The sequence below is a fragment of the Pseudomonas sp. P4_B3 genome (assembly GCF_056402295.1).
Genome location: NZ_JBFUHR010000011.1, coordinates 252826 through 273352 on the forward strand (window position 1 = coordinate 252826; position 20527 = coordinate 273352).

Consider the following 20527-nt stretch of genomic DNA (forward strand, 5'->3'; position numbering starts at 1 on the left):
GCCCCTGCCTGAGTGGGGCTTCGCGGTCGATAGCCTTCCCGAGTGCTGCGACCAGTCTTTGTCCTCCGAAGAGGATTGCCGGTGGCCAAAAAAGCCGCATCCTTCGCCGCCCTGGGCGGCCTGGTATTTTCCACCGACGCAGGTCGTCATTGCCCGGAATGCAGTAAACCGGTGGACGCCTGCATCTGCAAACAGACCGTTATCCCGGCCGGTGACGGCATTGCACGCGTGCGTCGCGAAAGCAAGGGCCGTGGCGGCAAGACGGTGACCACCATCACCGGCGTGCCATTGGCTGAAGACGCGCTCAAGGAACTGGCCACGACGTTGAAGAAACGTTGCGGTACCGGTGGCGCGTTGAAAGACGGTGTCATCGAAATCCAGGGCGATCATGTCGAGCTACTCTTGGCAGAACTGATCAAGCTCGGTTTCAAGGCGAAGAAGTCCGGCGGCTAGCAGCCTCTGTGAAAGCCACCCACGGCTTGATCCAGTCCCGTTCATTCTGGTCTGGCGTCGTCTCCATGGTTTTCACAGAGCCTGTTCATGACTGGTTTCTAAACTCACTGCGGTCAGCGAGGTCTACCCCCTCGTTGACGAACCGTCATTTTCATACTTTAGACTGCGCCGGCCTGAACCCAGGCGACGCTCTATGACTTCTTTATAGGGGACTTCGATGTCCGTACGACGCACACGCAAAGACGATGGCAGCCAATGGACAGTTGCGGACAGCCGCAGTGTTTACGGGATTCGCCATTGGGGGGCCGGGTATTTCGCGATCAATGACGCCGGTCGCGTCGAAGTTCGTCCGAACGGCCCGACCAGTTCGCCTATCGACCTGTTCGAGCAAGTCGACCAACTGCGCAAAAGCGGTTTGTCCTTGCCATTGCTGGTGCGTTTCCCCGACATCCTGCAAGACCGCGTGCGTCAGCTGACCGGTGCGTTCGACGCCAACATCGAGCGCCTGGAATATCAGAGCAAGTACACCGCGCTGTACCCGATCAAGGTTAACCAGCAGGAAGCGGTGATCGAAAACATCATTGCTACCCAGAACGTTTCCATCGGTCTGGAAGCCGGCTCCAAGCCGGAACTGCTGGCGGTACTGGCATTGGCGCCGAAGGGCGGCACCATCGTCTGCAACGGTTACAAGGACCGCGAGTTCATCCGTCTGGCGCTGATGGGCCAGAAGCTCGGCCACAACGTGTTCATCGTGATCGAGAAAGAATCCGAAGTCGGTCTGGTGATCGAAGAAGCGGCGGCGCTCAAGGTCAAGCCGCAGGTCGGCTTGCGCGTGCGTCTGTCGTCCCTGGCGTCGAGCAAGTGGGCAGACACCGGTGGTGAAAAATCCAAGTTCGGCCTGTCGGCGGCGCAACTGCTGTCGGTGGTCGAGCGTTTCCGCGCTGCCGGTCTGGATCAGGGCATTCGCCTGTTGCACTTCCACATGGGCTCGCAGATCGCCAACCTGGCGGACTACCAGCACGGCTTCAAGGAAGCGATCCGTTATTACGGCGAGTTGCGCAACCTTGGCCTGCCGGTGGATCACATCGACGTCGGCGGCGGTTTGGGCGTGGACTACGACGGTACTCACTCGCGTAACGCCAGTTCGATCAACTACGACATGGACGATTACGCCGGTGTCGTCGTCGGGATGCTCAAGGAGTTCTGCGACGCGCAGAGCCTGCCGCACCCGAACATCTTCTCCGAAAGCGGCCGCTCCCTGACCGCTCACCACGCCATGCTGGTGGTGCAGGTGACCGACGTCGAGAAACACAACGACGACGTGCCGAAGATCGATAACAAGGAAGAGCTGCCGGAAACCGTGCAGTGGCTGGTTGACCTGCTCGGCCCGACCGACATCGAAATGGTCACCGAGACTTACTGGCGCGCCACGCACTACATGAGCGACGTGGCCACTCAATACGCCGATGGCAAGCTGACCCTGGCGCAAAAAGCCCTGGCCGAGCAATGCTACTTCGCCGTTTGCCGCCGCCTGCACAACTCGTTGAAAGCCCGTCAGCGTTCTCACCGTCAGGTGCTCGACGAACTCAACGACAAGCTGGCTGACAAGTACATCTGCAACTTCTCGGTATTCCAGAGCCTGCCGGACACCTGGGCCATCGGCCAGGTCCTGCCGATCCTGCCGCTGCACCGACTCGACGAAGAGCCGCTGCGCCGTGCCGTGCTGCAAGACCTGACCTGCGACTCCGACGGCAAGATCAAGCAGTACGTCGACGAGCAGAGCATCGAGACCAGCTTGCCGGTGCACGGTCTGAATGAAGGTGAAGACTATCTGCTGGGGATCTTCCTGGTGGGCGCCTACCAGGAAATTCTTGGCGACATGCACAACCTGTTCGGTGACACCGACTCGGTGAACATCTATCAGAACGCCGACGGTAGCGTGTACCACGCGGGTATCGAAACCCACGACACCATCGAAGACATGCTGCGTTACGTGCATTTGTCGCCGGAGGAGCTGATGACTCACTACCGCGACAAGTGTGCCAGTGCCCGCATCAGCGCCACCGAGCGCACGCAGTTCCTCGATGCCTTGCGTCTGGGGCTGACCCGTTCGTCTTACCTGTCTTCCTGAGGTAAGCGCCATGCTCATCAGGTTGTCTGAAAATTTTCCGTTTGCCGCGGAAATTTCAGATGACCTGGTGCGGCAATTCTCCTATTCCAGGCGAAATTTCCCGCGTCCTCGGCCACCCAAAGCATTTGGTCTCCTTTTCGCGTAGGTTATTTCCTAATTTGTATTTCGGCACTCTACTCGGCCATGTCTCTCAGCGAGAATCCCCGACCGCCCCTCCTGTAGAGAAACGCCGATGTTCAATCCAGTCAGCGAACCGTCATTTCGTCTGGATGTAGCAGGTCTGCCCGACTCCTTTGAGGTCCTGGCCTTTACCGGTAAAGAGGCCATCAGCGAGCCGTTCGTGTTCGACCTGGAACTGCTGATCGATGACCCGGTGCTTGACCTTGCCAGTTTGCTGTACCGCCCGGCCTCGTTGCATTTCGGACCAGCTGGAAGCCACGTGCATGGACAATTGCATGAACTCGTCCAGCGTGATCATGCCTCGGGACCCCGGCTCTGCCAGGTGCGTCTGGGGCCAAAACTGGCATGCCTGGCCCAGCGCTTCAGCCAACGAATTTTCAGCGCCCTTTCAGTGCCGCAAATACTCGACCGGGTGCTCAAGGAGCACGGCATTACCGGCAAAGATCGACGCTTGGCGCTGAGCGGCGAATACCCGCCCCGGGATTTCTGCACGCAATATCGAGAGTCGGATCTGCAGTTTCTGCAGCGACTGTGCGCCCAGGAACGGCTTCACTACCGCTTCGAACACCGGGCTCGCGGGCACTGTGTGGTGTTTGGGGATGATCATCAGCATTTTCCAACCGGCGAACCTGCGGTATTGCGCAGCGAGGGCGATCGGCCGGCGGTGCGGCAGTTCGAACGTCAGCACTGCGGTGGGACAGCGGCGCAGAGTGCCGAATGCCGGACAGACCTGGTGACCCTGCGCAGCGGTCGGCTGATGCCGCTGTCCGGTCATCCGGTTGCCGAATGCAATCGCCTCTGGTTGCTAACCCACGTTGAGCATTGGGGCAGTCAGGATACGGCGACGCCTTACCACAATCAGGCCCGTGCCCTGCAGTGGCCGACACCCTTCGCGCCGCCCTGTGTGACGGTCAAACCACAAATGCATAGCCTGCAACGGGCGTGGGTCGTCGAGGTCGATGAACCAAGCCCCGACCCGGCAAGGCCGGTACCGGTGCAGTTCGACTGGCTTTATCAGGGCGAAGGGGCTGCGCCCAGCCATTGCTGGTTACCCCTGGCCAGGCAACTGCAGGCATCGACGTTCTTGCCATTGCGGGAAGGGACTGAACTGGTCGTGGGTTTTGTCGAAGGCGATCCCGATCAACCGCAGATAACCGGGCTGCTGCATGCGCCGGCAACGGTCGAAGTGACGGACGCTGACACCCCCCAGCCCGGCTGCACCCATGATGAGGGCCTGGAGCAATGGTTGCGGTCGGGGGAGCCATTGCTGGTGTTGTGCCTGCTGCCCGGCGGTGGCAGTTTCAACCATTGCGCACAGGCGTTGTGCACCTGTCGTCTGGCGACGCAGCTTGGCCAGAGCTCTGGAGCATGATCGCCACACGCACGCCCGAGGCACCCCCGCAGTGGCTGTTGCTGGATGTGCCGGGCACGCCGCAGGCGGGTGCCACACTTCGGCAGATGTTTGCGCAAGCCCAGTGGTCAGGGTTGTTCGAAGGCACGGAGTGGCATGCGCTGCATGAGCAGGGACCGGTCCTGGTCGATCTGCGCACCTGCCCGGCACTGGCCGATTTATGCATCGTCGACGGACAACGCTGGCCCGGATTGCTGATGGTCAGCGAGGCCAGCGCTGCGTCGTTGCTGGCGCATTTGCGGCGCATGCTCACGGTCACGCTTGGCCTGCACCGGGCCCTTTTGAGCTACTACAACCCGATCACGGCAAGCTATTTCTTCGATGCCAGCGATGCCGTTGAACTGAGTCGCTGGCTCGGGCCCATCAACCAGTTGCGCTGGTTCGGTGGCAGCTGGGCCGACCGCGCGATGGGATGTGAGGGCTGGCAGCGCTTGTCCAACCCGAGGCTGGCGGTCAGCCCGTTGGCAGTCGAGGAGAACCTCAGCGCCGGGCAACAGGAAAAACTGCAAACCTGCCTGCTCGAGCAGCAGGCCTGGCGCTGGAGCCAATCCACCGGTGCCGATTTCTCTCGCCTGTGGGCCTATGTGCAAGAAGGGGTGGCGCTGGGTTTCAGCGAGCGCCCGGTGCTTGATGGCTGGATATGGCTGCGCTTGCAGTATCCCGACGCCGTGCCCGTGCAGCCGTTGCCGGGGCGGACTCAACAGGAACGCCTCGATAGCCTGCGTCACTTGTGGCAGAACGATCCACCCGGGTCATGAGGTCGCCCCGTTCAGTGAGTGCTGCCAGCGAACCAGCCATCGTGACGGCGCAGGCGCCAGGCAATCACGCCAAGGGTCAGACTGCGCAGGAGCATGAACAACAAAAAGGTTATCCACAGGCCATGGTTGCCCCCGCCTTGCAGTGCCCAGCCGATAGGCAGCACCAGCGCCACGGTCAGCAGCATGCCGTTGCGCATTTCCCTGGCGCGGGTGGCGCCGATGAACAGACCGTCGAGCAGGTAACTCCAGACGGCAATCAGCGGCAGCACGGCGAGGTAGGGCAGGTAGATGAATGCGGTGTCGCGTACGCTCTGAATGTTGGTCTGCATTTCGATGAATAGATGCCCGGCGAACAGAAACAGCGCGGCGAACCCCAGGCTCGCCAGCAACGACCAGCCACCAGCCACCACCAATGAACGGCGCAGGGCATCGCGGTCGCGGGCGCCAAGCGCATGTCCGCACAGGGCTTCGACGGCGTGGGCCAGGCCATCGAGGGCGTGGGCGGTCAGCAGCAGGCCATTGAGCAAAAGAGCGTTGGCGGCGACCGTGGCGTCGCCCAGCCGCGTGCCTTGCACCGTGATCAGGAAGAACACCGATTGCAGCGCCAGGCTGCGGATGAAGATGTCACGGTTGACCGCCAGCAATGGCCGCCAACTCTGCCACAGCGCCAATGCCGCCCAAACGATAGGCCCGGGGTAGGCGCGCAGGGCTTTGCGAGTCATCAGCAAACCGATCAGTGCACCGGTCCATTCGGCAATCACCGAGGCCCTGGCCGCACCGACCACGCCCCATTCCAGGCCGAGGACGAACCACAGGTTCAGGGCAATGTTGACCAGGTTGGTGGTCAGCAAAATCGCCAGCGGCGCCCGGGCATTCTGGGTGCCGAGAAACCAGCCGACCAGTGCATAACTGGCGAGCGCCGCCGGCAGGCCGAACAGGCGGGTGTGGAAGAACTCGCGGGTCAGTTGATCGAGCTCAGCCGACGGTTGCATGAAGTGCAATGCGATCGCGCTCAATGGCACGCCCACCGCACCCAACACCACGGCCAGGCCGATGGCGAGCAGCAGGCCTTGCAACAGAATCTGCCGCAAGGCCGCGCCATCCCCGCGCCCCGCCGCCTGGGCGGCGAACCCGGTGGAGCCCATGCGCAGAAAGCCCATGGCCCAGGCGAGGAAGGTGTACAGGCTGGCCCCGACCGCGACGGCGCCAAGTTGATGGGCATGGGGCAGGTGACCGATGACGGTGCTGTCGACCAGTGCCACCAGCGGTACGGAAATGTTCGAAAGAATCATCGGCGCGGCGAGTGCCCAGACCCGGCGATGGGTAGGGCGGTCGCGCCAGTCGGCGGTCAGGTTGGACATGCAGGCTCCTTGGGAGCAGGCATTGTAGCGGCACATTCCGGATATGCCGCGCTCCAATGTAGGAGCTGGCTTGCCAGCGAAGGCGTCCGCAAGTGCGATGCAATATTGGAGGACGCCTTCGCCGGCAAGCCGGCTCCTACAGGAATTGATGGTGTCAGTGGATGATCCAGCTGAGCAACCAAAGCCCCAGCACCAACCAGATAATCCCCATGATGAACGACGCATTGAGAAAGGCGCGGATCGCCGACCACAGCAGTAGCAGCCCGAGGATCAGGGTCACGATGCTGACGACCGAGGTATCCATGCCCAGCGCTTGGGACAAGCCTTCGATAAAGTTGCTGCTGGCGTTGCTCAACAGATTGAACAGCCCACTGAGGCCATCAACGATGAAGCGGATGATCGAGCCGAGTACCTGGCCGAGCCATTCGGAAAAACCTTCTACCTGCATGGAGTGAACGTCCTGATTAAAGAGAATTGAGTCTTGGGCTGTCGATCATGCTGCCGAGTTCCCACAAGCATAGAGGGTTGCACAGATGAGCATGTATCTTCTGCCCCTTGCCTTCACCTGTGATCCCCCCGAAGCTATACGCCTTCAGGAGAGCCCGATGAACCTTGTTGAACTGACCGAACGCCTGCACGCCATCCGTGACCGCAATGACTGGCGGCAATTTCACAGCCCGAAGAACCTGGCCATGGCCGCGAGCGTGGAAATGTCCGAGCTGGTGGAGATTTTCCAGTGGATGACCGAAGACCAGTCACGCCAGTTGCCGGCGGACAAACTCGTCCACGCCGGGCAGGAAGTCGGTGACATTGTGCTTTATCTGTTGCTGTTGTGCAGTGAGCTGGGCCTGGACATGGATGCCGTGGTGCGCAGCAAACTGGCGGACAGCGAACGGAGGTTCAACTGATGAGCGACCGTCATTTCGATCAACTGGCGACCCGTTTCGCCGAAAAAATCTACGGCGGTGCCAAAGGTGCGATCCGTCTGGCGGTGTTGCAGGCCGATCTGGCCGAAACCTTGCCCGACCGGCCGCTGCGCGTTCTGGACATCGGCGCCGGCCTTGGCCATATGTCGTTGTGGCTGGCCGAGCGCGGCCATCAGGTGACCCTCGCCGAGCCTGCCGAACCGATGCTCGAAGGCGCCCGCCAGCGTTTTGCCGAAGCCGGGCAGAGCGCCACATTCATTCAGGCACCCTGGCAGGAACTGCTCGGGCAGCTCACCAAACCTTACGATCTGGTGCTGTGCCATGCGGTGCTGGAATGGCTGGCCGAGCCCCACGCCATCCTGCCGGTGCTGCATCAACTGACCAAGGCGGATGGCTGGCTGTCCCTGGCGTTCTACAACCGCGATGCGCTGATTTATCGCAACTTGCTCAAAGGCCATTTCCGCAAGATGCGCAAGAACGACATGGCCGGTGAAAAGCAGAGCCTGACCCCGCAGCAGCCCCTTGATCCGCGCGAGCTGGCGGCGCAACTTGAAGGCCTGTGGAAGGTCGAAATACAGAGTGGCGTGCGAGTTTTTCACGATTACATGCCGGTGGAATTCCAGGCCCGTGCCGAACTGGTGGACCTGCTCGAAATGGAACTGGCCCATCGCCGTCATCCAAGCTTTGCCGGGCTTGGGCGTTACTTGCACTGGATCTGTCGGCCTGTCTGATCGGAGCACGAAATGAAAAATCATTCAGGTGTGCTGGTGTTCTGCGTGGGGCTGGCCGCTTGTCAGGGCAGCAACCCCTATGTGGCCACTTCCAACCCTTTGCCATCGGCGCCACCCCAGGCCGCCAATACTTTTGATCGCAGCGCTTACCCGGCAGCGCCGCGTGACTATGGACGTTATCGCAGTTGGGCCTGGCTCGATGGGCATCTGCCACCGGGCACCGCCTGGGCCGACTCGGCGCAGATCGCCGAAGCGGTCAGCAATGCGCTGGATCAGCGGGGTTTGCGTCCGCTGCATGACAATCGTCCGGCGGACCTGTTTGTCAGCGCCGACCTGCGGATGGAAACCCGCTTGCGTCAGGTTCGGGACGACTATTACGGCGGCGGTTATGGTGGCTACAACGGCTACGGCCCTGGATATGGCGGATATGCCACCGTGCCGATCATCCGTACCTATCGGGAACAGGTCGTGGTCGTGCAGGTGGACATGTTTGACGCCAAAAGTGGTCAGCCGATATGGAGCTCCAGTGCTGAAACCGGCAACCGGGGCAGCGAAAGCGAGCGCGCCGATACCATACGGGAGGCTGTGGAAAAGGCAATGTCGGCGTATCCTCCTAGTTAGCTTCTTGTAGATAAGAAGCATTCCACAGGATCATGTCTTCTACCGGAGAATCATCATGTTCCGCCGTTTTGTTTTACTGGCAGTGGCCGCGCTGCTCAGTGCCTGCGCCGCCAACCAGGTCAATCATGACTTCGACGCCAGCCGCGACTTTGCTGCCTATCGCAGCTGGACCTGGAAAGAACCCGCCCTGCAATACCGTCCCGATGATCCTCGAATCAAGAGCGACCTGACCGAACAGCGCGTCCGTCAGGCGGTTGCCGATCAACTGGATCAGCGCGGTCTGCGTCCGGCTGCTGTAGGCGCCAAGGGCGATTTGAATGTGCAGACCTACCTGATTGTCGAAGAGCGGCAACAACAGGTGACCACCAATTACGGCGGCGGCTGGGGTAACCCTTGGTATGGCTACTACGGCGCCCCCATGTACAACGAAACCCGCAATGTCAGCTACAAAGTGGCGACCATCCAGATCGACCTGCTCGATGGCAAGGACGGCAAACTGGTGTGGCGCGGCAGTGACGAACAGATACTCAGTCGCACGCCGAACCCGACGGATCGTCGCGATGCGATCTGGCAAACGGTCACGCGGATATTGGCCAACTATCCACCGCACGCATCCTAGAATCAGCCGGCCTCTCAACCCCTGTGCATCCACAGGGGTTTTTTTTGGATGGTGTACATATCCATTGCTGCGGTAACGGCGGCTTATGGTTTCGCCCTTACGGCGAGTCCCTTTGGCAAACGCCCCAAAGGAACCAAAGGTCTCGCCCCTTACGTACGGCCCCTCGCTTAGGCTCGGCGTTCCTTCGCTCCGGTATTCATCCGGGGGCATTGCCCTCCGGTCTGCTTCGCGACGACCTACATGCAATGAGTTCGACTGCGTCGAACGGCGCTGCGCGCCCATCCCCGGATGAACACCTCCACTCAGCCTCCCGAGGGGGCGGGTAAATCAAGATCAAAAGCTGCAGGCGAGCTAACGCTCGGCCTGATGAGTGGTGAAAAGCGTCGGTGTACGCCGATCAACTGTAGGAGCTGGCTTGCCAGCGAAGGCGGCCTGCCAGCCGACCAATCTCTTGCAGGCATACTCTGATCAACTGTAGGAGCTGGCTTGCCAGCGAAGACGGCCTGTCAGCCGACCAATCCTGTGTAGTTTTCCTCAAGTCCCGAGGAAACCTCCGACATGTTTTTCAGGTTGTCCGTCAGAAGCGCGATCTCTAGCCTTTGTCTGTCGCTGCAAAATCAGTGATCGGGTTTGGTCGCCCGGGTTTAGAATGGCGCACAGTGCCGCGCGAGCGGCATTTTTGTGCTTGCTTAATGGCGAGCTGTGCGTGGGAGGGCCCAGGCCCTGCCGGGTTTCCATTCCCTGGTCGACCAACCTGCGTACGGTTCGCCACCCTTCTGCTTGGTCGCAGTGATGGCGAACTCCAAATCCAAGAATGGAGCTTCACCATGTTCAAACCCACCCCAAATCCCCCCGAAACCGACGAGGTTTCCCCCTATCAATCCCCCCACTCAAACAAACTCCACGAAGCCGCCGACCGCGCCCTCGATCACTACCTCAATCCACCTAGGCAACCTGTCACCCACAAGCCCAGCACGATGTTCGTCATCGCTCCGGACATCGACACTGAAACCCTGCTGGCCCACGCCTGTGAATCACTGGCGTCGGCGAGTGTGATGGCGAGTGATTTCGCGGGGTTTCTGGAAGGCTCGCAGCGCAATACGATGCTGGGGATTGCGCAGGTGATCATGCTGGGTGAGCTGGCGGTGAACCGGGCGTTGGATAATCTCGATCCGCAAGACTGACCACGCAGCTTTTGTGGCGAGGGTGCAAGCCCTCTCGCCACAGACATCAGCCTTGTCAGGCAACCGGCCGCCACTGCCCGACCATATGCTCCAGATCCCCGGCGCCCACCAACTGCAGATCCCCGCTAGGTCCCGGCGCACTGGCCAGCAACGTCACTTCACTGGGCAACCGTACCGGCTTCTTGAATTGCACCGCGATCTCGACATTCGCCGCTGGCAGGTGCCCGGCCAGCGCAGCCAGCGTGCGCGCCTTGTTCCACAAGCCGTGGGCGATGGCGGTCGGGAAACCGAAGAGTCGGGCGCTGGCCGTGCTCAGGTGGATCGGGTTGTAGTCGCCGGACACCTTGGCGTATTGCCGGCCGATGTCCGAGGGCGCTTTCCAGTGCTCGATTTCGCTCAAGGCCAGGTTGGTTGTCAGAGGTTCTTCCGGCGGTTCACCCTCGAGTTTGACGCCGCGACAGAGCATCCGGCTTTCTGCTTCCCACAACGGCCCCAACTGATCGTCGAGGCTGGTCAACAAATCGAACGTCGCGCCTTTGGCGTGGGGTTGCAGGTTCTGCACTTGTACGCTGACGCGCACCCGATTCACCCCGCCCATGGGGCGCAGTATACGAATGCGATTGCTCAGGTGTATCAGGCCCAGCAGCGGGAACGGGAAGTCCCTGGCCGTGAGCAACTGCATCTGCAAGGCAAACCCGAGGATGTGCGGGTAGGTCGGCGGTAGCAGGCCGTTGTCGGCGAAACCACAGACCTTGCGATAGGCCGACAGGCGCTTGGGATCGACTTCGACCCAGCAACGCAAGCCCGAATCGGGCAGGGTGGTGCCGGTGATTTTGCGCCGTGTCGCCGCTCGTGCGTACAACCCCGGCAAGCTGGGTTCGCGGTTGAGTGTGTGCCAGTCGGTGATCATCCTTAAGCCCCCAGAGCGCTTTGCCCACACACGCGCAACGCTTGCCCGGTAAACGCGCCGGTGCCCGGTTGCGCGAGCCAGGCCACGGCTTCGGCGACGTCTTGTGGCAAGCCGCCTTGGCCAAGCGAACTCATGCGCCGTCCGGCTTCGCGCAGGCCGAAGGGAATGTGCGCGGTCATCTGCGTTTCGATGAAGCCCGGCGCCACGGCGTTGATGCTGATGCCGCGCTCGTGGAGCAGTGGCGCCCAGGCTTGCGCCAGGCCAATGAGCCCGGCCTTGCTCGCGGCGTAATTGGTTTGCCCGCGATTGCCGGCGATGCCGCTGATGGACGCCAGCAGTATCACCCGGCCGTTGTCGTGCAGGGTGCCGCTGTCGAGCAGGGCTTTGGTCAGCACTTGCGGCGCATTGAGGTTGACCGCCAGCACGGCGTCCCAGTATTCGGGGGTCATGTTGGCCAGGGTTTTGTCACGAGTGATGCCGGCGTTGTGCACCACGATGTCAAGGCCGTCGGGCAACTGTTCGATCAACTGCGCGGCGGCGTCTTCGGCGCAGATGTCGAGGGTGATGCTGCGCCCACCGAGGCGTGCGGCGAGGGCTTCGAGATCGGTTTTGGCCGGGGGCACGTCGAGCAGGATGACGTCGGCACCATCACGGGCCAGGGTTTCCGCGATGGCGGCACCGATACCGCGTGCTGCGCCGGTGACCAGTGCCTTGGGCCCGGCGAGCGGGCGTGTCCAGTCGGTGACTGGCGTTGAGCACGCATTCAAGCGAATGACCTGCCCGGACACGAAGGCGCTTTTCGGTGAGAGGAAAAACCGCAGCGGGCCTTCCAGTTGCGCCTCGGCACCTTCGCCGACGTAGATCAATTGCAAGGTGCCACCGCTGCGCAACTCCTTGGCCAGCGAACGGCTGAAACCTTCCAGGGCACGCTGCGCACTGGCGGCGAACGGGTCGCGCAGGCTTTGCGGATCGCGTCCGAGAATCACCAGGTGCGCGCAGTGTTCGAGGTTCTTCATCAGCGGCTGGAAGAACTCGCGCAGTTGCTTGAGCTGGTCGGTGTGCAGCAGGTCACTGGCATCGAACACCACAGCCTTGAGTTTCGGTCCATGGCCGGGAATCCAGGCCGTGGCCATCGAAGGCTCGGTGCCGTAGCTGTAGATCACGTCGGTCAGGCGGTTGGCGAAGGCGCTGACGTGTTCCGCCAACGGCCCGCCGCCGATCAACAACGCACCTTCCACGGGCCGCAGTCGGCCTGCTTGCCAGCGCTCCAGCCTGGTCGGCGCCGGCAACCCCAGGGCGCCGAGCAGGCGATGGCCGATGGACGAATTGGCGAAGTCGATATAGCGGTCAGACATGGAACACGCTCCAAAAGCTGGGGATCAAAGTGTGGACCATGAATGGCTATCAGTCGTTCGATCCACGAGATAAGGCCTACGCTTGGTCATTGTAGGAGCTGCCGAAGGCTGCGATCTTTTGACTTGGCTTTTTGGAATCAAGATCAAAAGATCGCAGCCTTCGGCAGCTCCTACAGGGGGTAGTTTCAATTTTGGCTATTTCATCAGGAGCATTTCATGACCCAACTGCGCCGCGTCGCGATTATCGGCGGTAACCGGATTCCCTTCGCCCGCTCCAATGGCCCCTACGCCACGGCCAGTAATCAGGTGATGCTCACCGCCGCCCTCGAAGGCCTGATCGAACGTTACAACCTGCACGGCCAACGCATCGGCGAAGTGGTCGCCGGGGCCGTGCTCAAGTTGTCGCGGGACATGAACCTCACGCGCGAGTGCGTACTCGGTTCGCGACTGTCGCCGGCCACTCCGGCCTATGACATCCAGCAGGCGTGCGGCACCGGGCTGGAAGCGGCGTTGCTGGTGGCGAACAAGATTGCCCTGGGCCAGATCGACTGCGGCATTGCCGGTGGCGTGGACACCACCTCGGATGCGCCGATCAGTGTCAGCGAGGGCCTGCGCAAAATCCTCCTGCAAGCCAACCGCTCGAAAACCACCGGCGACAAACTGAAAACCTTCCTGCAGTTGCGTCCCAAGCATCTGATCCCCGAATTCCCGCGCAATGGCGAGCCGCGCACCGGGTTGTCCATGGGCCAGCATTGCGAGCTGATGGCCCAGACCTGGAACATCCCTCGCCAGGCACAGGATCAATTGGCGCTCGAGAGCCATCAGAAACTGGCCGCGTCCTACGCCGAGGGCTGGCACAACGACCTGATGACGCCATTTATGGGCCTTACTCGCGATAACAACCTGCGCCCGGACTCCACGCTGGAAAAGCTCGCCGCGCTCAAACCAGCCTATGAGAAAAGCGCCAAGGGCACCCTGACCGCAGGCAACTCCACGCCGCTGACCGATGGCGCGTCACTGGTGCTGCTGGGCAATGAGGAATGGGCCAAGGCACGCGGGTTACCGATTCTTGCCTACTGGCGCGACGGCGAAGCGGCGGCGGTGGATTTTGTCAACGGTGCCGAAGGGTTGTTGATGGCGCCGGTCTACGCCGTGCCACGTTTGCTAGCGCGCAATGGCCTGACCTTGCAGGATTTCGACTACTACGAAATCCACGAAGCCTTCGCCGCGCAAGTGCTGTGCACATTGAAGGCCTGGGAAGATCCGCAGTATTGCAAAACCCGTCTCGGCCTCGATGCGCCATTGGGCTCGATTGACCGCCGCCGACTCAACGTCAAAGGCAGTTCCCTGGCGGCGGGGCACCCGTTTGCCGCCACCGGCGGGCGCATCGTCGCCAACCTGGCGAAGTTGCTGGATGCGGCGGGCAAGGGACGGGGACTGATTTCGATCTGCGCGGCGGGCGGGCAGGGGGTGACTGCCATTCTCGAACGTTGAACAAGAATGCCGTTGTTTCTGTTTCGACCGTGAGATCGCCTTCGCTGGCAAGCCAGCTCCTACAGGTTGGGCCGCTGCGCAACACGTGTAGGAGCTGGCTTGCCAGCGAATGGCCGCGAAGCGGCCACCCGACAATAGGGATCAGGTACGGAACCTGCGCACCAACCCGTCCAGCTCATTCGACAACCCGGCCAGGCTCTGGGAATCCAGGCGCGCCGAGTTGGCCAGTTCTGCCACCAACTGCGCATCGCCATGGATCTGGCTGATGTGCCGGTTGATGTCTTCGGCCACTTGATGCTGTTGTTCCGCCGCCGTGGCGATCTGGGTGTTCATGTCGCGGATCACGTCCACCGACTCACGAATCTGCCCGAAGCTGTTGCGCGCCTCGCCGATGCGAGTCACCGATTGCTGGGACACTTCCAGGCTGGCGTGCATCTGCTGGGTCACCTGGCTGGTGCGTTTGGCCAGGTTGCCCAGCAGCCCGTCGATTTCTGCGGTGGAGTCGGCCGTGCGCTTGGCCAGGGCCCGCACTTCGTCAGCCACCACGGCAAAGCCGCGCCCCTGTTCACCGGCACGGGCCGCTTCGATCGCGGCGTTCAGCGCCAGCAGGTTGGTCTGTTCAGCGATCGAGCGGATGGTCCCCAGGATCGACTGGATGTCGTTGCTGTCGCGTTCGAGCTGTTGCATCGACTGGGCCGACTGTTCGATTTCCTGGCTCAGGCGATCAACGCTGTTCACCGCCGCATCGATCTGCTGCTGACCTTCGCGCGCCTGGCGCTGGCCACTGTCGGCAGACTCCGCCGCCTGACTGCAAGAACGCGCGACTTCGTTGGCGGTGGCGACCATTTCGTGGAACGCCGTGGAGACCATGTCCACTGCCTCACGCTGGCGTCCGGCGGCTTCGGCCATGTCGCTGGAGACCTGGGTCGAGCTCTTCGATGTGTCGAGGATCTTGCCCGCCGCACCGCCGATGTTCTGGATCAGGTTGCGAATCGCCGTCAGAAACTGGTTGAACCAGTTGGCCAGTTGCGCGGTTTCGTCGTTGCCACGGATTTGCAGGTTCTGGGTCAGGTCGCCTTCGCCCTGGGCGATGCCTTCCAGGCCGCTGGCCACGCTGCGGATCGGGCGCACGATGAGGCTGGCAAAACTGGCGCCGACGATGGCGAAGATGACGGCCAGGACGGCGGCGATGATGGCGATCAACCAGGTCAACTGGGTCGCGGAACTCATCACGTCGTCCTGCTTGATCAGGCCGATGAAGGTCCAGCCCAGTTGCTCCGACGGCCAGACGTTGGCCATGTAGTGTTCGCCGTTCAACTCCACTTCCACCAGGCCCTTGCCGGCCTTGGCCAGTTGCGCGTAGCCGTCGCCAAGGCTATTCAGCGGTTTGAAGTTGTGTTCCGGTTGTTTCGGATCCACCAGCACCATGCCGGTGTTTTCCAGCAGCATCAGGTAGCCGGTTTCACCGAGCTTGATCTGCTTGACGATTTCGGTGAGCTGCTTGAGCGTCACGTCGATGCTGACCACACCGCCGTTGGTGCCCAACTTGTTGTCGATGGTGCGCACGGTGCTGACGTAGGTCGCGTCGTCCTGGGCCCAGTAATAGGCCTCGGTGCGCAACGGCTTGCCCGGTTTGGCCTGGGCCGCCTTGTACCAGGGGCGCTGGCGCGGGTCGTAATTGTTCAACTTCGGATCATCCGGCCACGACACGTAGCCGCCCGCCGCCGTGCCGAGGATGGCGTAGGCGTAGGCCGGGTGGCTGTTGCCCAAGTCCTGGAGCAGGGTGAAGACTTTCTTGTCCGCCTCGCCCTGAGGGACGCTCTCGGCGTTGGCGGCCATGTAAGTCTTGAGGCTGTCGTCGGAGTTTCGGATCAGCGGCTGCTTGGCCAGGTAATCGACGTTCTGGCTGATGCCGTCAAAGAACAATTGCATGGCGTTGCTGACCTGACGAATCTCGCGGGCACTGCCGTCGACGAATTCGTCCCTGGCATCACTGCGCAGGTTCAGCACAACGAGGGTGGCGACCAGCACCACGGGCAGGCAGGCGATGATTGCAAACGCCCAGGTCAACTTCTGTTTGATGTTCATCCGCGCTCCAGATTTTCTTATAGGCCCACGCAGTGCAGATGACTCGCGGTTTATTGGCAGGCGTAAACGTTCTTGGTCAACCCGGGTCCTTGAGTGCGGCATCGCCATTATTGGGGGAGCGATTGTCGGACAAATCACTTTGTCACTAAGGACTTCGGCTGTTGTCGGAGGAAATTGAGGCCCGATGGGAAAAATCCTACGGAAGGTGTGAGTTGTGATGTCAGCTCCTGTCGCTATTGCCCTCAATACCCTTGCACAACAAGTGACGCAGGCTCGGCTATGATCTGGAGCGAGCCGTGACGGTCGTCGGTTTTTCCTGATGAAATCGGCACATTGTGCGCTTGTGCAATACTCATAAGTCGGTAACCCCTCCCCCCCGTGGGTGGATTGCCGTATAACGAATGACTTTCGCGTGTTTGGTAATAAAGGACCCACAATAAAAGCTGATGAAGACTCCAAAACGCATTGAACCCCTGATCGAGGACGGTCTGGTCGACGAGGTGCTGCGCCCACTCATGAGTGGTAAAGAAGCAGCTGTTTATGTGGTGCGCTGCGGTAACCAGTTACGTTGCGCGAAGGTCTACAAGGAGGCGAATAAACGCAGTTTCCGTCAGGCGGCCGAATACCAGGAAGGCCGCAAGGTGCGCAACAGCCGTCAGGCCCGTGCGATGGCCAAGGGCTCGAAGTTTGGCCGCAAGGAAACCGAAGACGCTTGGCAGAACGCCGAAGTGGCGGCGCTGTTCCGCCTGGCCAATGCCGGTGTGCGGGTGCCCAAGCCGTACGACTTCCTCGAAGGCGTACTGCTGATGGAGCTGGTGGCCGACGAATACGGCGATGCCGCGCCGCGTCTGAACGATGTGGTGCTGGAGCCGGACCAGGCCCGCGAGTATCACGCGTATCTGATTTCCCAGATCGTGCTGATGCTGTGTACCGGTCTGGTGCACGGCGACTTGTCCGAGTTCAACGTGCTGCTGACGCCGACCGGCCCGGTGATCATCGACCTGCCGCAAGCAGTGGACGCGGCGGGCAACAACCACGCGTTCAGCATGCTGGAGCGCGATGTGGGCAACATGGCGTCCTACTTCGGGCGGTTTGCGCCGGAGTTGAAGAAGACCAAGTACGCCAAGGAAATGTGGGCCTTGTACGAAGCTGGCACCTTGCACCCGGCCAGTGTCCTGACCGGCGAGTTCGCCGACACGGAAGAGCTGGCCGACGTGGGCGGAATCATGCGCGAGATCGAGGCCGCGCGCCTGGATGAAGAGCGCAAGCAAGCCGTGCGCGCGGCGGACGATGCGCCGCCGGGCAAGACCGAAGAACCGCCTCCGCCCTGGATGCAGTGATCGGTTAAAGCAAAACCCGGCTTCGGCCGGGTTTTTTGTGCGCCTCTGTAGGAGCTGCCGAAGGCTGCGATCTCTTGATTTTGTTTTTTTAGAAGCAAGATCAAGAGATCGCAGCCTGCGGCAGCTCCTACAGGGTGATTTGTGATCAGGGGCAACACCCCGATTCCAGATTCTTCAGGATCGGGCAATCCGGCCGATGATCGCCCTGACAGTGCTCAACCAGGTCCTGCAAGGTGTCGCGCAACTGACCCAGCTCGCGGATCTTCTGGTTCAACTCATCGATGTGCTGGCGGGCCAACGCTTTCACATCGGCGCTGGCGCGCTGGCGGTCTTGCCAGAGGGTCAGCAACTTGCCGACTTCTTCCAGGGAAAACCCCAGGTCCCGCGAGCGCTTGATGAACGCCAGCGTGTGCAGGTCGTCATCGCCGTACACCCGATAACCGCTGTCGGTGCGATGGGCCGCCTTGAGCAGGCCGATGGATTCGTAATAACGGATCATCTTTGCGCTCAGGCCGCTGTGGCGGGCCGCTTGGCCGATGTTCATCGGTTATCCTCCAGGTCCTTGGGTTTCCAGGTTTTCAACAGTAACGCATTGCTCACCACGCTGACGCTCGACAATGCCATCGCCGCACCGGCCAGCACTGGATTGAGGAAGCCGAACGCCGCCAGCGGAATGCCGATCAGGTTATAGACGAAGGCCCAGAACAGGTTTTGGCGAATCTTGGCGTAGGTCTTGCGGCTGATCTCCAGTGCTGCCGGCACCAGCCGCGGATCGCCGCGCATCAGGGTGATGCCGGCCGCGTGCATGGCGATGTCGGTGCCGCCGCCCATGGCGATGCCGATGTCGGCGGCGGCCAGTGCCGGGGCGTCGTTGATACCATCGCCGACCATCGCCACCACCCCGGTTTGTTTCAGTGCAGCGACTGTGGCGGCTTTGTCCGCCGGCAGCACTTCGGCGTGCACATCGTGGATGCCCAGTGCCTCGGCCACCACGTTGGCGCTGCCGCGATTGTCGCCGGTCAGCAGATGGCTACTGATGTTCCGTGCGCTCAGTTGTTGTACCGCCTGCAGCGCGCCGGGCTTGAGGGTGTCACCGAAGGCGAACAGGCCCAGCACCTGCGGTTTTGGGGATTGTTCGATCAGCCAGGACAAGGTCCGGCCTTCATTTTCCCACGCGATTGCCGAGTCGGCCAACGACCCGGCATTCAAGCCGCTTTCCTCCAGCAGACGCCGATTGCCCAGCGCCAGGCGACGCCCTTCGAGGTTGCCAGCGATGCCGCGGCCGGTCAGGGACTGGCTGTCGCCGACATCGGCCACCTTCAATCCACGCTCGGTACAGGCATCCAGAACAGCCTTGGCCAGCGGATGCTCACTGCCGCGTTGCAGGGCGCCGGCCAGTTGCAGCAGGCTCGCCTCATCACCGTCGATGGCGCTCAGATGAGCAATGCGTGGGGCGCCGGAGGTCAGGGTACCGGTCTTGTCAAACACCACAGCGCTGACTTCATGGGCACTCTCCAGTGCTTCGGCGTCCTTGATCAGAATCCCGTAGCGAGCCGCCACGCCGGTGCCGGCCATGATCGCCGTCGGCGTGGCCAGGCCCAGGGCGCACGGACAGGCGATCACCAGCACCGCCACGGCATTGATCAGCGCGGATTCCATCGGCGCGCCATACAGCCACCAGCCGATCAGGGTCGCCAGGGCAATCAGCAGCACGGTGGGCACGAACACCTGGCTGACTTTATCCACCAGTTTCTGGATCGGTGCTTTTGCGGCCTGGGCGTCTTCTACCAGACGGATGATCCGCGCCAGCACGGTTTCCGCACCGAGGGCCTGGGTACGCACCAGCAACCGGCCTTCACCGTTGATCGCGCCACCGGTGACTTTGTCGCCGGGTTGCTTGGGCACCGGCAGGCTCTCGCCGCTGATCAGAGCTTCGTCGGCATGGCTCTGGCCTTCAACCACTTCGCCGTCCACCGGGAAGCGTTCGCCGGGTTTGACCATCACCAGGTCATTGAGGCGCAGGGTGCTGATGGCGACGTCTTGCTCGTGGCCATCGATCACCCGAATCGCCCGTTCCGGGCGCAAGGCTTCGAGGGCACGGATGGCGCTGGCGGTCTGGCGCTTGGCGCGGCTTTCCAGGTACTTGCCCAGCAGCACCAGGGCGATCACCACCGCCGAAGCTTCGAAATACAGATGCGGCATGCGCCCGGCGGCGGTGGCCCATTCGTACAGGCTCAAGCCATACCCGGCGCTGGTGCCCAGGGCAACCAGCAGGTCCATGTTGCCGGCCCCGGCGCGCACGGCTTTCCACGCGGCGACGTAAAACCGTGCGCCGAAGATGAATTGCACCGGCGTGGCCAAGGCAAATTGCACCCAGGCCGGGAGCATCCAGTGCACGCCGAAGGGTTGTAGCAGCATCGGCAATACCAGTGGCAAGGCGAGGGCAATGGCGATGATCAAGACCTGGCGTTCGCGATGCAGGCGTTGTTGCTGGTTGTCGGTCGACGGGTGTTCGACTTCCCAGATGCTGGCGCTATAGCCAGCCTTGGTCACTGCGGCGATCAAGGTTTGCGGATCGATCTGGCCGAGCAGTTCAAGGTGGGCGCGTTCGTTGGCCAGGTTGACGCTGACGCTTTTCACGCCCGCAACCTTGCCCAGCGCACGCTCGACCCGACCGACGCAGGATGCGCAGGTCATGCCGTCGATGCTCAGTTCCAGGCTGTGCTGCGGCACGCTGTAGCCGGCCTTGGCTACGGCATCCATCAAGGCAGGCAAGCTGTCGCTGGGTGCCTGCACCCGCGCCTGTTCAGTGGCGAGGTTGACGCTGACGGCACTGGCGCCAATGACTTTGCTCAAGGCGCGCTCGACCCGTCCGGCGCAACTGGCGCAGGTCATACCGGCAATCGGCAGGTCGAACGTGGTGGATTCGGACATCGGTCGCACTCCCTGTAGTAGATGACCACAG

18 protein-coding genes and 1 pseudogene are annotated in these 20527 nt (G+C 61.7%); 11 read left to right on the forward strand and 8 right to left on the reverse strand.

Annotated features, from left to right (window positions below; all coding sequences use genetic code 11):
* Positions 1-81: 81 nt before the first annotated feature.
* From AC1DWG_RS15500 to AC1DWG_RS15515, 4 genes are all read left to right on the forward strand, one after another.
* On the forward strand, positions 82-453 hold the full coding sequence (locus tag AC1DWG_RS15500) for a translation initiation factor Sui1 (protein ID WP_007991289.1): 372 nt from the start codon (positions 82-84) through the stop codon (positions 451-453).
* 217 nt (positions 454-670) lie between these two features.
* Positions 671-2584, forward strand: coding sequence for an arginine decarboxylase (gene speA, locus AC1DWG_RS15505; RefSeq protein ID WP_115947750.1), 1914 nt, complete (start codon positions 671-673; stop codon positions 2582-2584).
* A 232-nt stretch (positions 2585-2816) separates the two neighbouring features.
* Positions 2817-4136 (forward strand): type VI secretion system Vgr family protein, encoded by a 1320-nt coding sequence (locus AC1DWG_RS15510; RefSeq protein ID WP_477763608.1) that lies wholly within the window; start codon positions 2817-2819, stop codon positions 4134-4136.
* Positions 4133-4933: a DUF4123 domain-containing protein gene (locus AC1DWG_RS15515; RefSeq protein ID WP_477787966.1), complete on the forward strand. Its 801-nt coding sequence runs from the start codon at positions 4133-4135 to the stop codon at positions 4931-4933. The genes AC1DWG_RS15510 and AC1DWG_RS15515 overlap by 4 nt, the downstream gene beginning before the upstream one ends.
* 11 nt (positions 4934-4944) lie before the next feature.
* Here the strand turns inward: AC1DWG_RS15515 and AC1DWG_RS15520 are convergent, their stop codons facing one another.
* Positions 4945-6294 (reverse strand): MATE family efflux transporter, encoded by a 1350-nt coding sequence (locus tag AC1DWG_RS15520; protein WP_477754459.1) that lies wholly within the window; start codon positions 6292-6294, stop codon positions 4945-4947.
* Positions 6295-6448: 154 nt separating this feature from the next.
* Positions 6449-6742, reverse strand: a complete 294-nt coding sequence (locus AC1DWG_RS15525; RefSeq protein WP_477763606.1) for a hypothetical protein — start codon at positions 6740-6742, stop codon at positions 6449-6451.
* A 157-nt stretch (positions 6743-6899) separates the two neighbouring features.
* Here AC1DWG_RS15525 and AC1DWG_RS15530 point away from each other — a divergent pair, with 157 nt between their 5' ends.
* From AC1DWG_RS15530 to AC1DWG_RS15550, 5 genes are all read left to right on the forward strand, one after another.
* Positions 6900-7202 carry a MazG-like family protein gene (locus tag AC1DWG_RS15530; RefSeq protein ID WP_477763605.1) on the forward strand — a complete coding sequence of 101 codons (303 nt, stop codon included), beginning with the start codon at positions 6900-6902 and terminating at the stop codon, positions 7200-7202.
* Positions 7202-7951, forward strand: a complete 750-nt coding sequence (locus AC1DWG_RS15535) for a methyltransferase domain-containing protein (RefSeq protein WP_477763604.1) — start codon at positions 7202-7204, stop codon at positions 7949-7951. The genes AC1DWG_RS15530 and AC1DWG_RS15535 overlap by 1 nt, the downstream gene beginning before the upstream one ends.
* A 12-nt stretch (positions 7952-7963) precedes the next feature.
* Positions 7964-8572 (forward strand): DUF4136 domain-containing protein, encoded by a 609-nt coding sequence (locus tag AC1DWG_RS15540; RefSeq protein ID WP_477763603.1) that lies wholly within the window; start codon positions 7964-7966, stop codon positions 8570-8572.
* Between the two features lie 55 nt (positions 8573-8627).
* The gene (locus AC1DWG_RS15545; RefSeq protein ID WP_477754455.1) at positions 8628-9191 is read left to right on the forward strand and encodes a DUF4136 domain-containing protein; all 564 of its coding nucleotides are present in this window, start codon (positions 8628-8630) and stop codon (positions 9189-9191) included.
* 827 nt (positions 9192-10018) lie between these two features.
* Positions 10019-10375 carry a DUF6124 family protein gene (locus AC1DWG_RS15550; RefSeq protein WP_477763602.1) on the forward strand — a complete coding sequence of 119 codons (357 nt, stop codon included), beginning with the start codon at positions 10019-10021 and terminating at the stop codon, positions 10373-10375.
* A 55-nt stretch (positions 10376-10430) separates the two neighbouring features.
* Here AC1DWG_RS15550 and AC1DWG_RS15555 read toward each other — a convergent pair whose 3' ends face one another.
* Positions 10431-11285 carry a MaoC family dehydratase gene (locus AC1DWG_RS15555; protein WP_477763601.1) on the reverse strand — a complete coding sequence of 285 codons (855 nt, stop codon included), beginning with the start codon at positions 11283-11285 and terminating at the stop codon, positions 10431-10433.
* A gap of 2 nt (positions 11286-11287) precedes the next feature.
* Positions 11288-12640 (reverse strand): 3-oxoacyl-ACP reductase, encoded by a 1353-nt coding sequence (locus tag AC1DWG_RS15560; protein ID WP_477787967.1) that lies wholly within the window; start codon positions 12638-12640, stop codon positions 11288-11290.
* 216 nt (positions 12641-12856) lie between these two features.
* Here AC1DWG_RS15560 and AC1DWG_RS15565 point away from each other — a divergent pair, with 216 nt between their 5' ends.
* Positions 12857-14134, forward strand: coding sequence for an acetyl-CoA C-acetyltransferase (locus AC1DWG_RS15565; protein WP_477787968.1), 1278 nt, complete (start codon positions 12857-12859; stop codon positions 14132-14134).
* Positions 14135-14275: 141 nt separating this feature from the next.
* On the opposite strand, the gene AC1DWG_RS15570 is transcribed toward AC1DWG_RS15565, so the two are convergent.
* Together AC1DWG_RS15570 and AC1DWG_RS15575 are read right to left on the reverse strand one after the other, a co-directional pair.
* A complete protein-coding gene (locus AC1DWG_RS15570; RefSeq protein WP_371319548.1) occupies positions 14276-15043 on the reverse strand; it encodes a methyl-accepting chemotaxis protein in 768 nt (255 codons plus the stop codon).
* Between the two features lie 90 nt (positions 15044-15133).
* Positions 15134-16330: pseudogene (locus tag AC1DWG_RS15575) on the reverse strand (cache domain-containing protein); the annotation flags it as partial.
* Positions 16331-16668: 338 nt separating this feature from the next.
* Between AC1DWG_RS15575 and AC1DWG_RS15580 the strand changes: the two are divergent.
* Entirely contained in the window at positions 16669-17562 is an 894-nt protein-coding gene (locus tag AC1DWG_RS15580; protein WP_477756189.1) for a PA4780 family RIO1-like protein kinase, read from the forward strand.
* Between the two features lie 145 nt (positions 17563-17707).
* On the opposite strand, the gene cueR is transcribed toward AC1DWG_RS15580, so the two are convergent.
* The gene (cueR, locus tag AC1DWG_RS15585; protein WP_477763598.1) at positions 17708-18106 is read right to left on the reverse strand and encodes a Cu(I)-responsive transcriptional regulator; all 399 of its coding nucleotides are present in this window, start codon (positions 18104-18106) and stop codon (positions 17708-17710) included.
* Positions 18103-20496: a heavy metal translocating P-type ATPase gene (locus tag AC1DWG_RS15590; RefSeq protein ID WP_477787969.1), complete on the reverse strand. Its 2394-nt coding sequence runs from the start codon at positions 20494-20496 to the stop codon at positions 18103-18105. Before AC1DWG_RS15590 ends, cueR begins: the two co-directional genes overlap by 4 nt.
* Between the last annotated feature and the right edge of the window lie 31 nt (positions 20497-20527).

Excerpts from the sequence above, each read along its gene's own strand:
- speA (WP_115947750.1), top strand. The coding sequence starts at position 671 with ATGTCCGTACGACGCACACGCAAAGACGATGGCAGCCAATGGACAGTT.
- AC1DWG_RS15510 (WP_477763608.1), top strand. The coding sequence starts at position 2,817 with ATGTTCAATCCAGTCAGCGAACCGTCATTTCGTCTGGATGTAGCAGGT.
- AC1DWG_RS15515 (WP_477787966.1), top strand. The coding sequence starts at position 4,133 with ATGATCGCCACACGCACGCCCGAGGCACCCCCGCAGTGGCTGTTGCTG.
- AC1DWG_RS15520 (WP_477754459.1), bottom strand. The coding sequence starts at position 6,294 with ATGTCCAACCTGACCGCCGACTGGCGCGACCGCCCTACCCATCGCCGG.
- AC1DWG_RS15525 (WP_477763606.1), bottom strand. The coding sequence starts at position 6,742 with ATGCAGGTAGAAGGTTTTTCCGAATGGCTCGGCCAGGTACTCGGCTCG.
- AC1DWG_RS15530 (WP_477763605.1), top strand. The coding sequence starts at position 6,900 with ATGAACCTTGTTGAACTGACCGAACGCCTGCACGCCATCCGTGACCGC.
- AC1DWG_RS15535 (WP_477763604.1), top strand. The coding sequence starts at position 7,202 with ATGAGCGACCGTCATTTCGATCAACTGGCGACCCGTTTCGCCGAAAAA.
- AC1DWG_RS15540 (WP_477763603.1), top strand. The coding sequence starts at position 7,964 with ATGAAAAATCATTCAGGTGTGCTGGTGTTCTGCGTGGGGCTGGCCGCT.
- AC1DWG_RS15545 (WP_477754455.1), top strand. The coding sequence starts at position 8,628 with ATGTTCCGCCGTTTTGTTTTACTGGCAGTGGCCGCGCTGCTCAGTGCC.
- AC1DWG_RS15550 (WP_477763602.1), top strand. The coding sequence starts at position 10,019 with ATGTTCAAACCCACCCCAAATCCCCCCGAAACCGACGAGGTTTCCCCC.
- AC1DWG_RS15555 (WP_477763601.1), bottom strand. The coding sequence starts at position 11,285 with ATGATCACCGACTGGCACACACTCAACCGCGAACCCAGCTTGCCGGGG.
- AC1DWG_RS15560 (WP_477787967.1), bottom strand. The coding sequence starts at position 12,640 with ATGTCTGACCGCTATATCGACTTCGCCAATTCGTCCATCGGCCATCGC.
- AC1DWG_RS15565 (WP_477787968.1), top strand. The coding sequence starts at position 12,857 with ATGACCCAACTGCGCCGCGTCGCGATTATCGGCGGTAACCGGATTCCC.
- AC1DWG_RS15570 (WP_371319548.1), bottom strand. The coding sequence starts at position 15,043 with ATGGCCGAAGCCGCCGGACGCCAGCGTGAGGCAGTGGACATGGTCTCC.
- AC1DWG_RS15580 (WP_477756189.1), top strand. The coding sequence starts at position 16,669 with ATGAAGACTCCAAAACGCATTGAACCCCTGATCGAGGACGGTCTGGTC.
- cueR (WP_477763598.1), bottom strand. The coding sequence starts at position 18,106 with ATGAACATCGGCCAAGCGGCCCGCCACAGCGGCCTGAGCGCAAAGATG.
- AC1DWG_RS15590 (WP_477787969.1), bottom strand. The coding sequence starts at position 20,496 with ATGTCCGAATCCACCACGTTCGACCTGCCGATTGCCGGTATGACCTGC.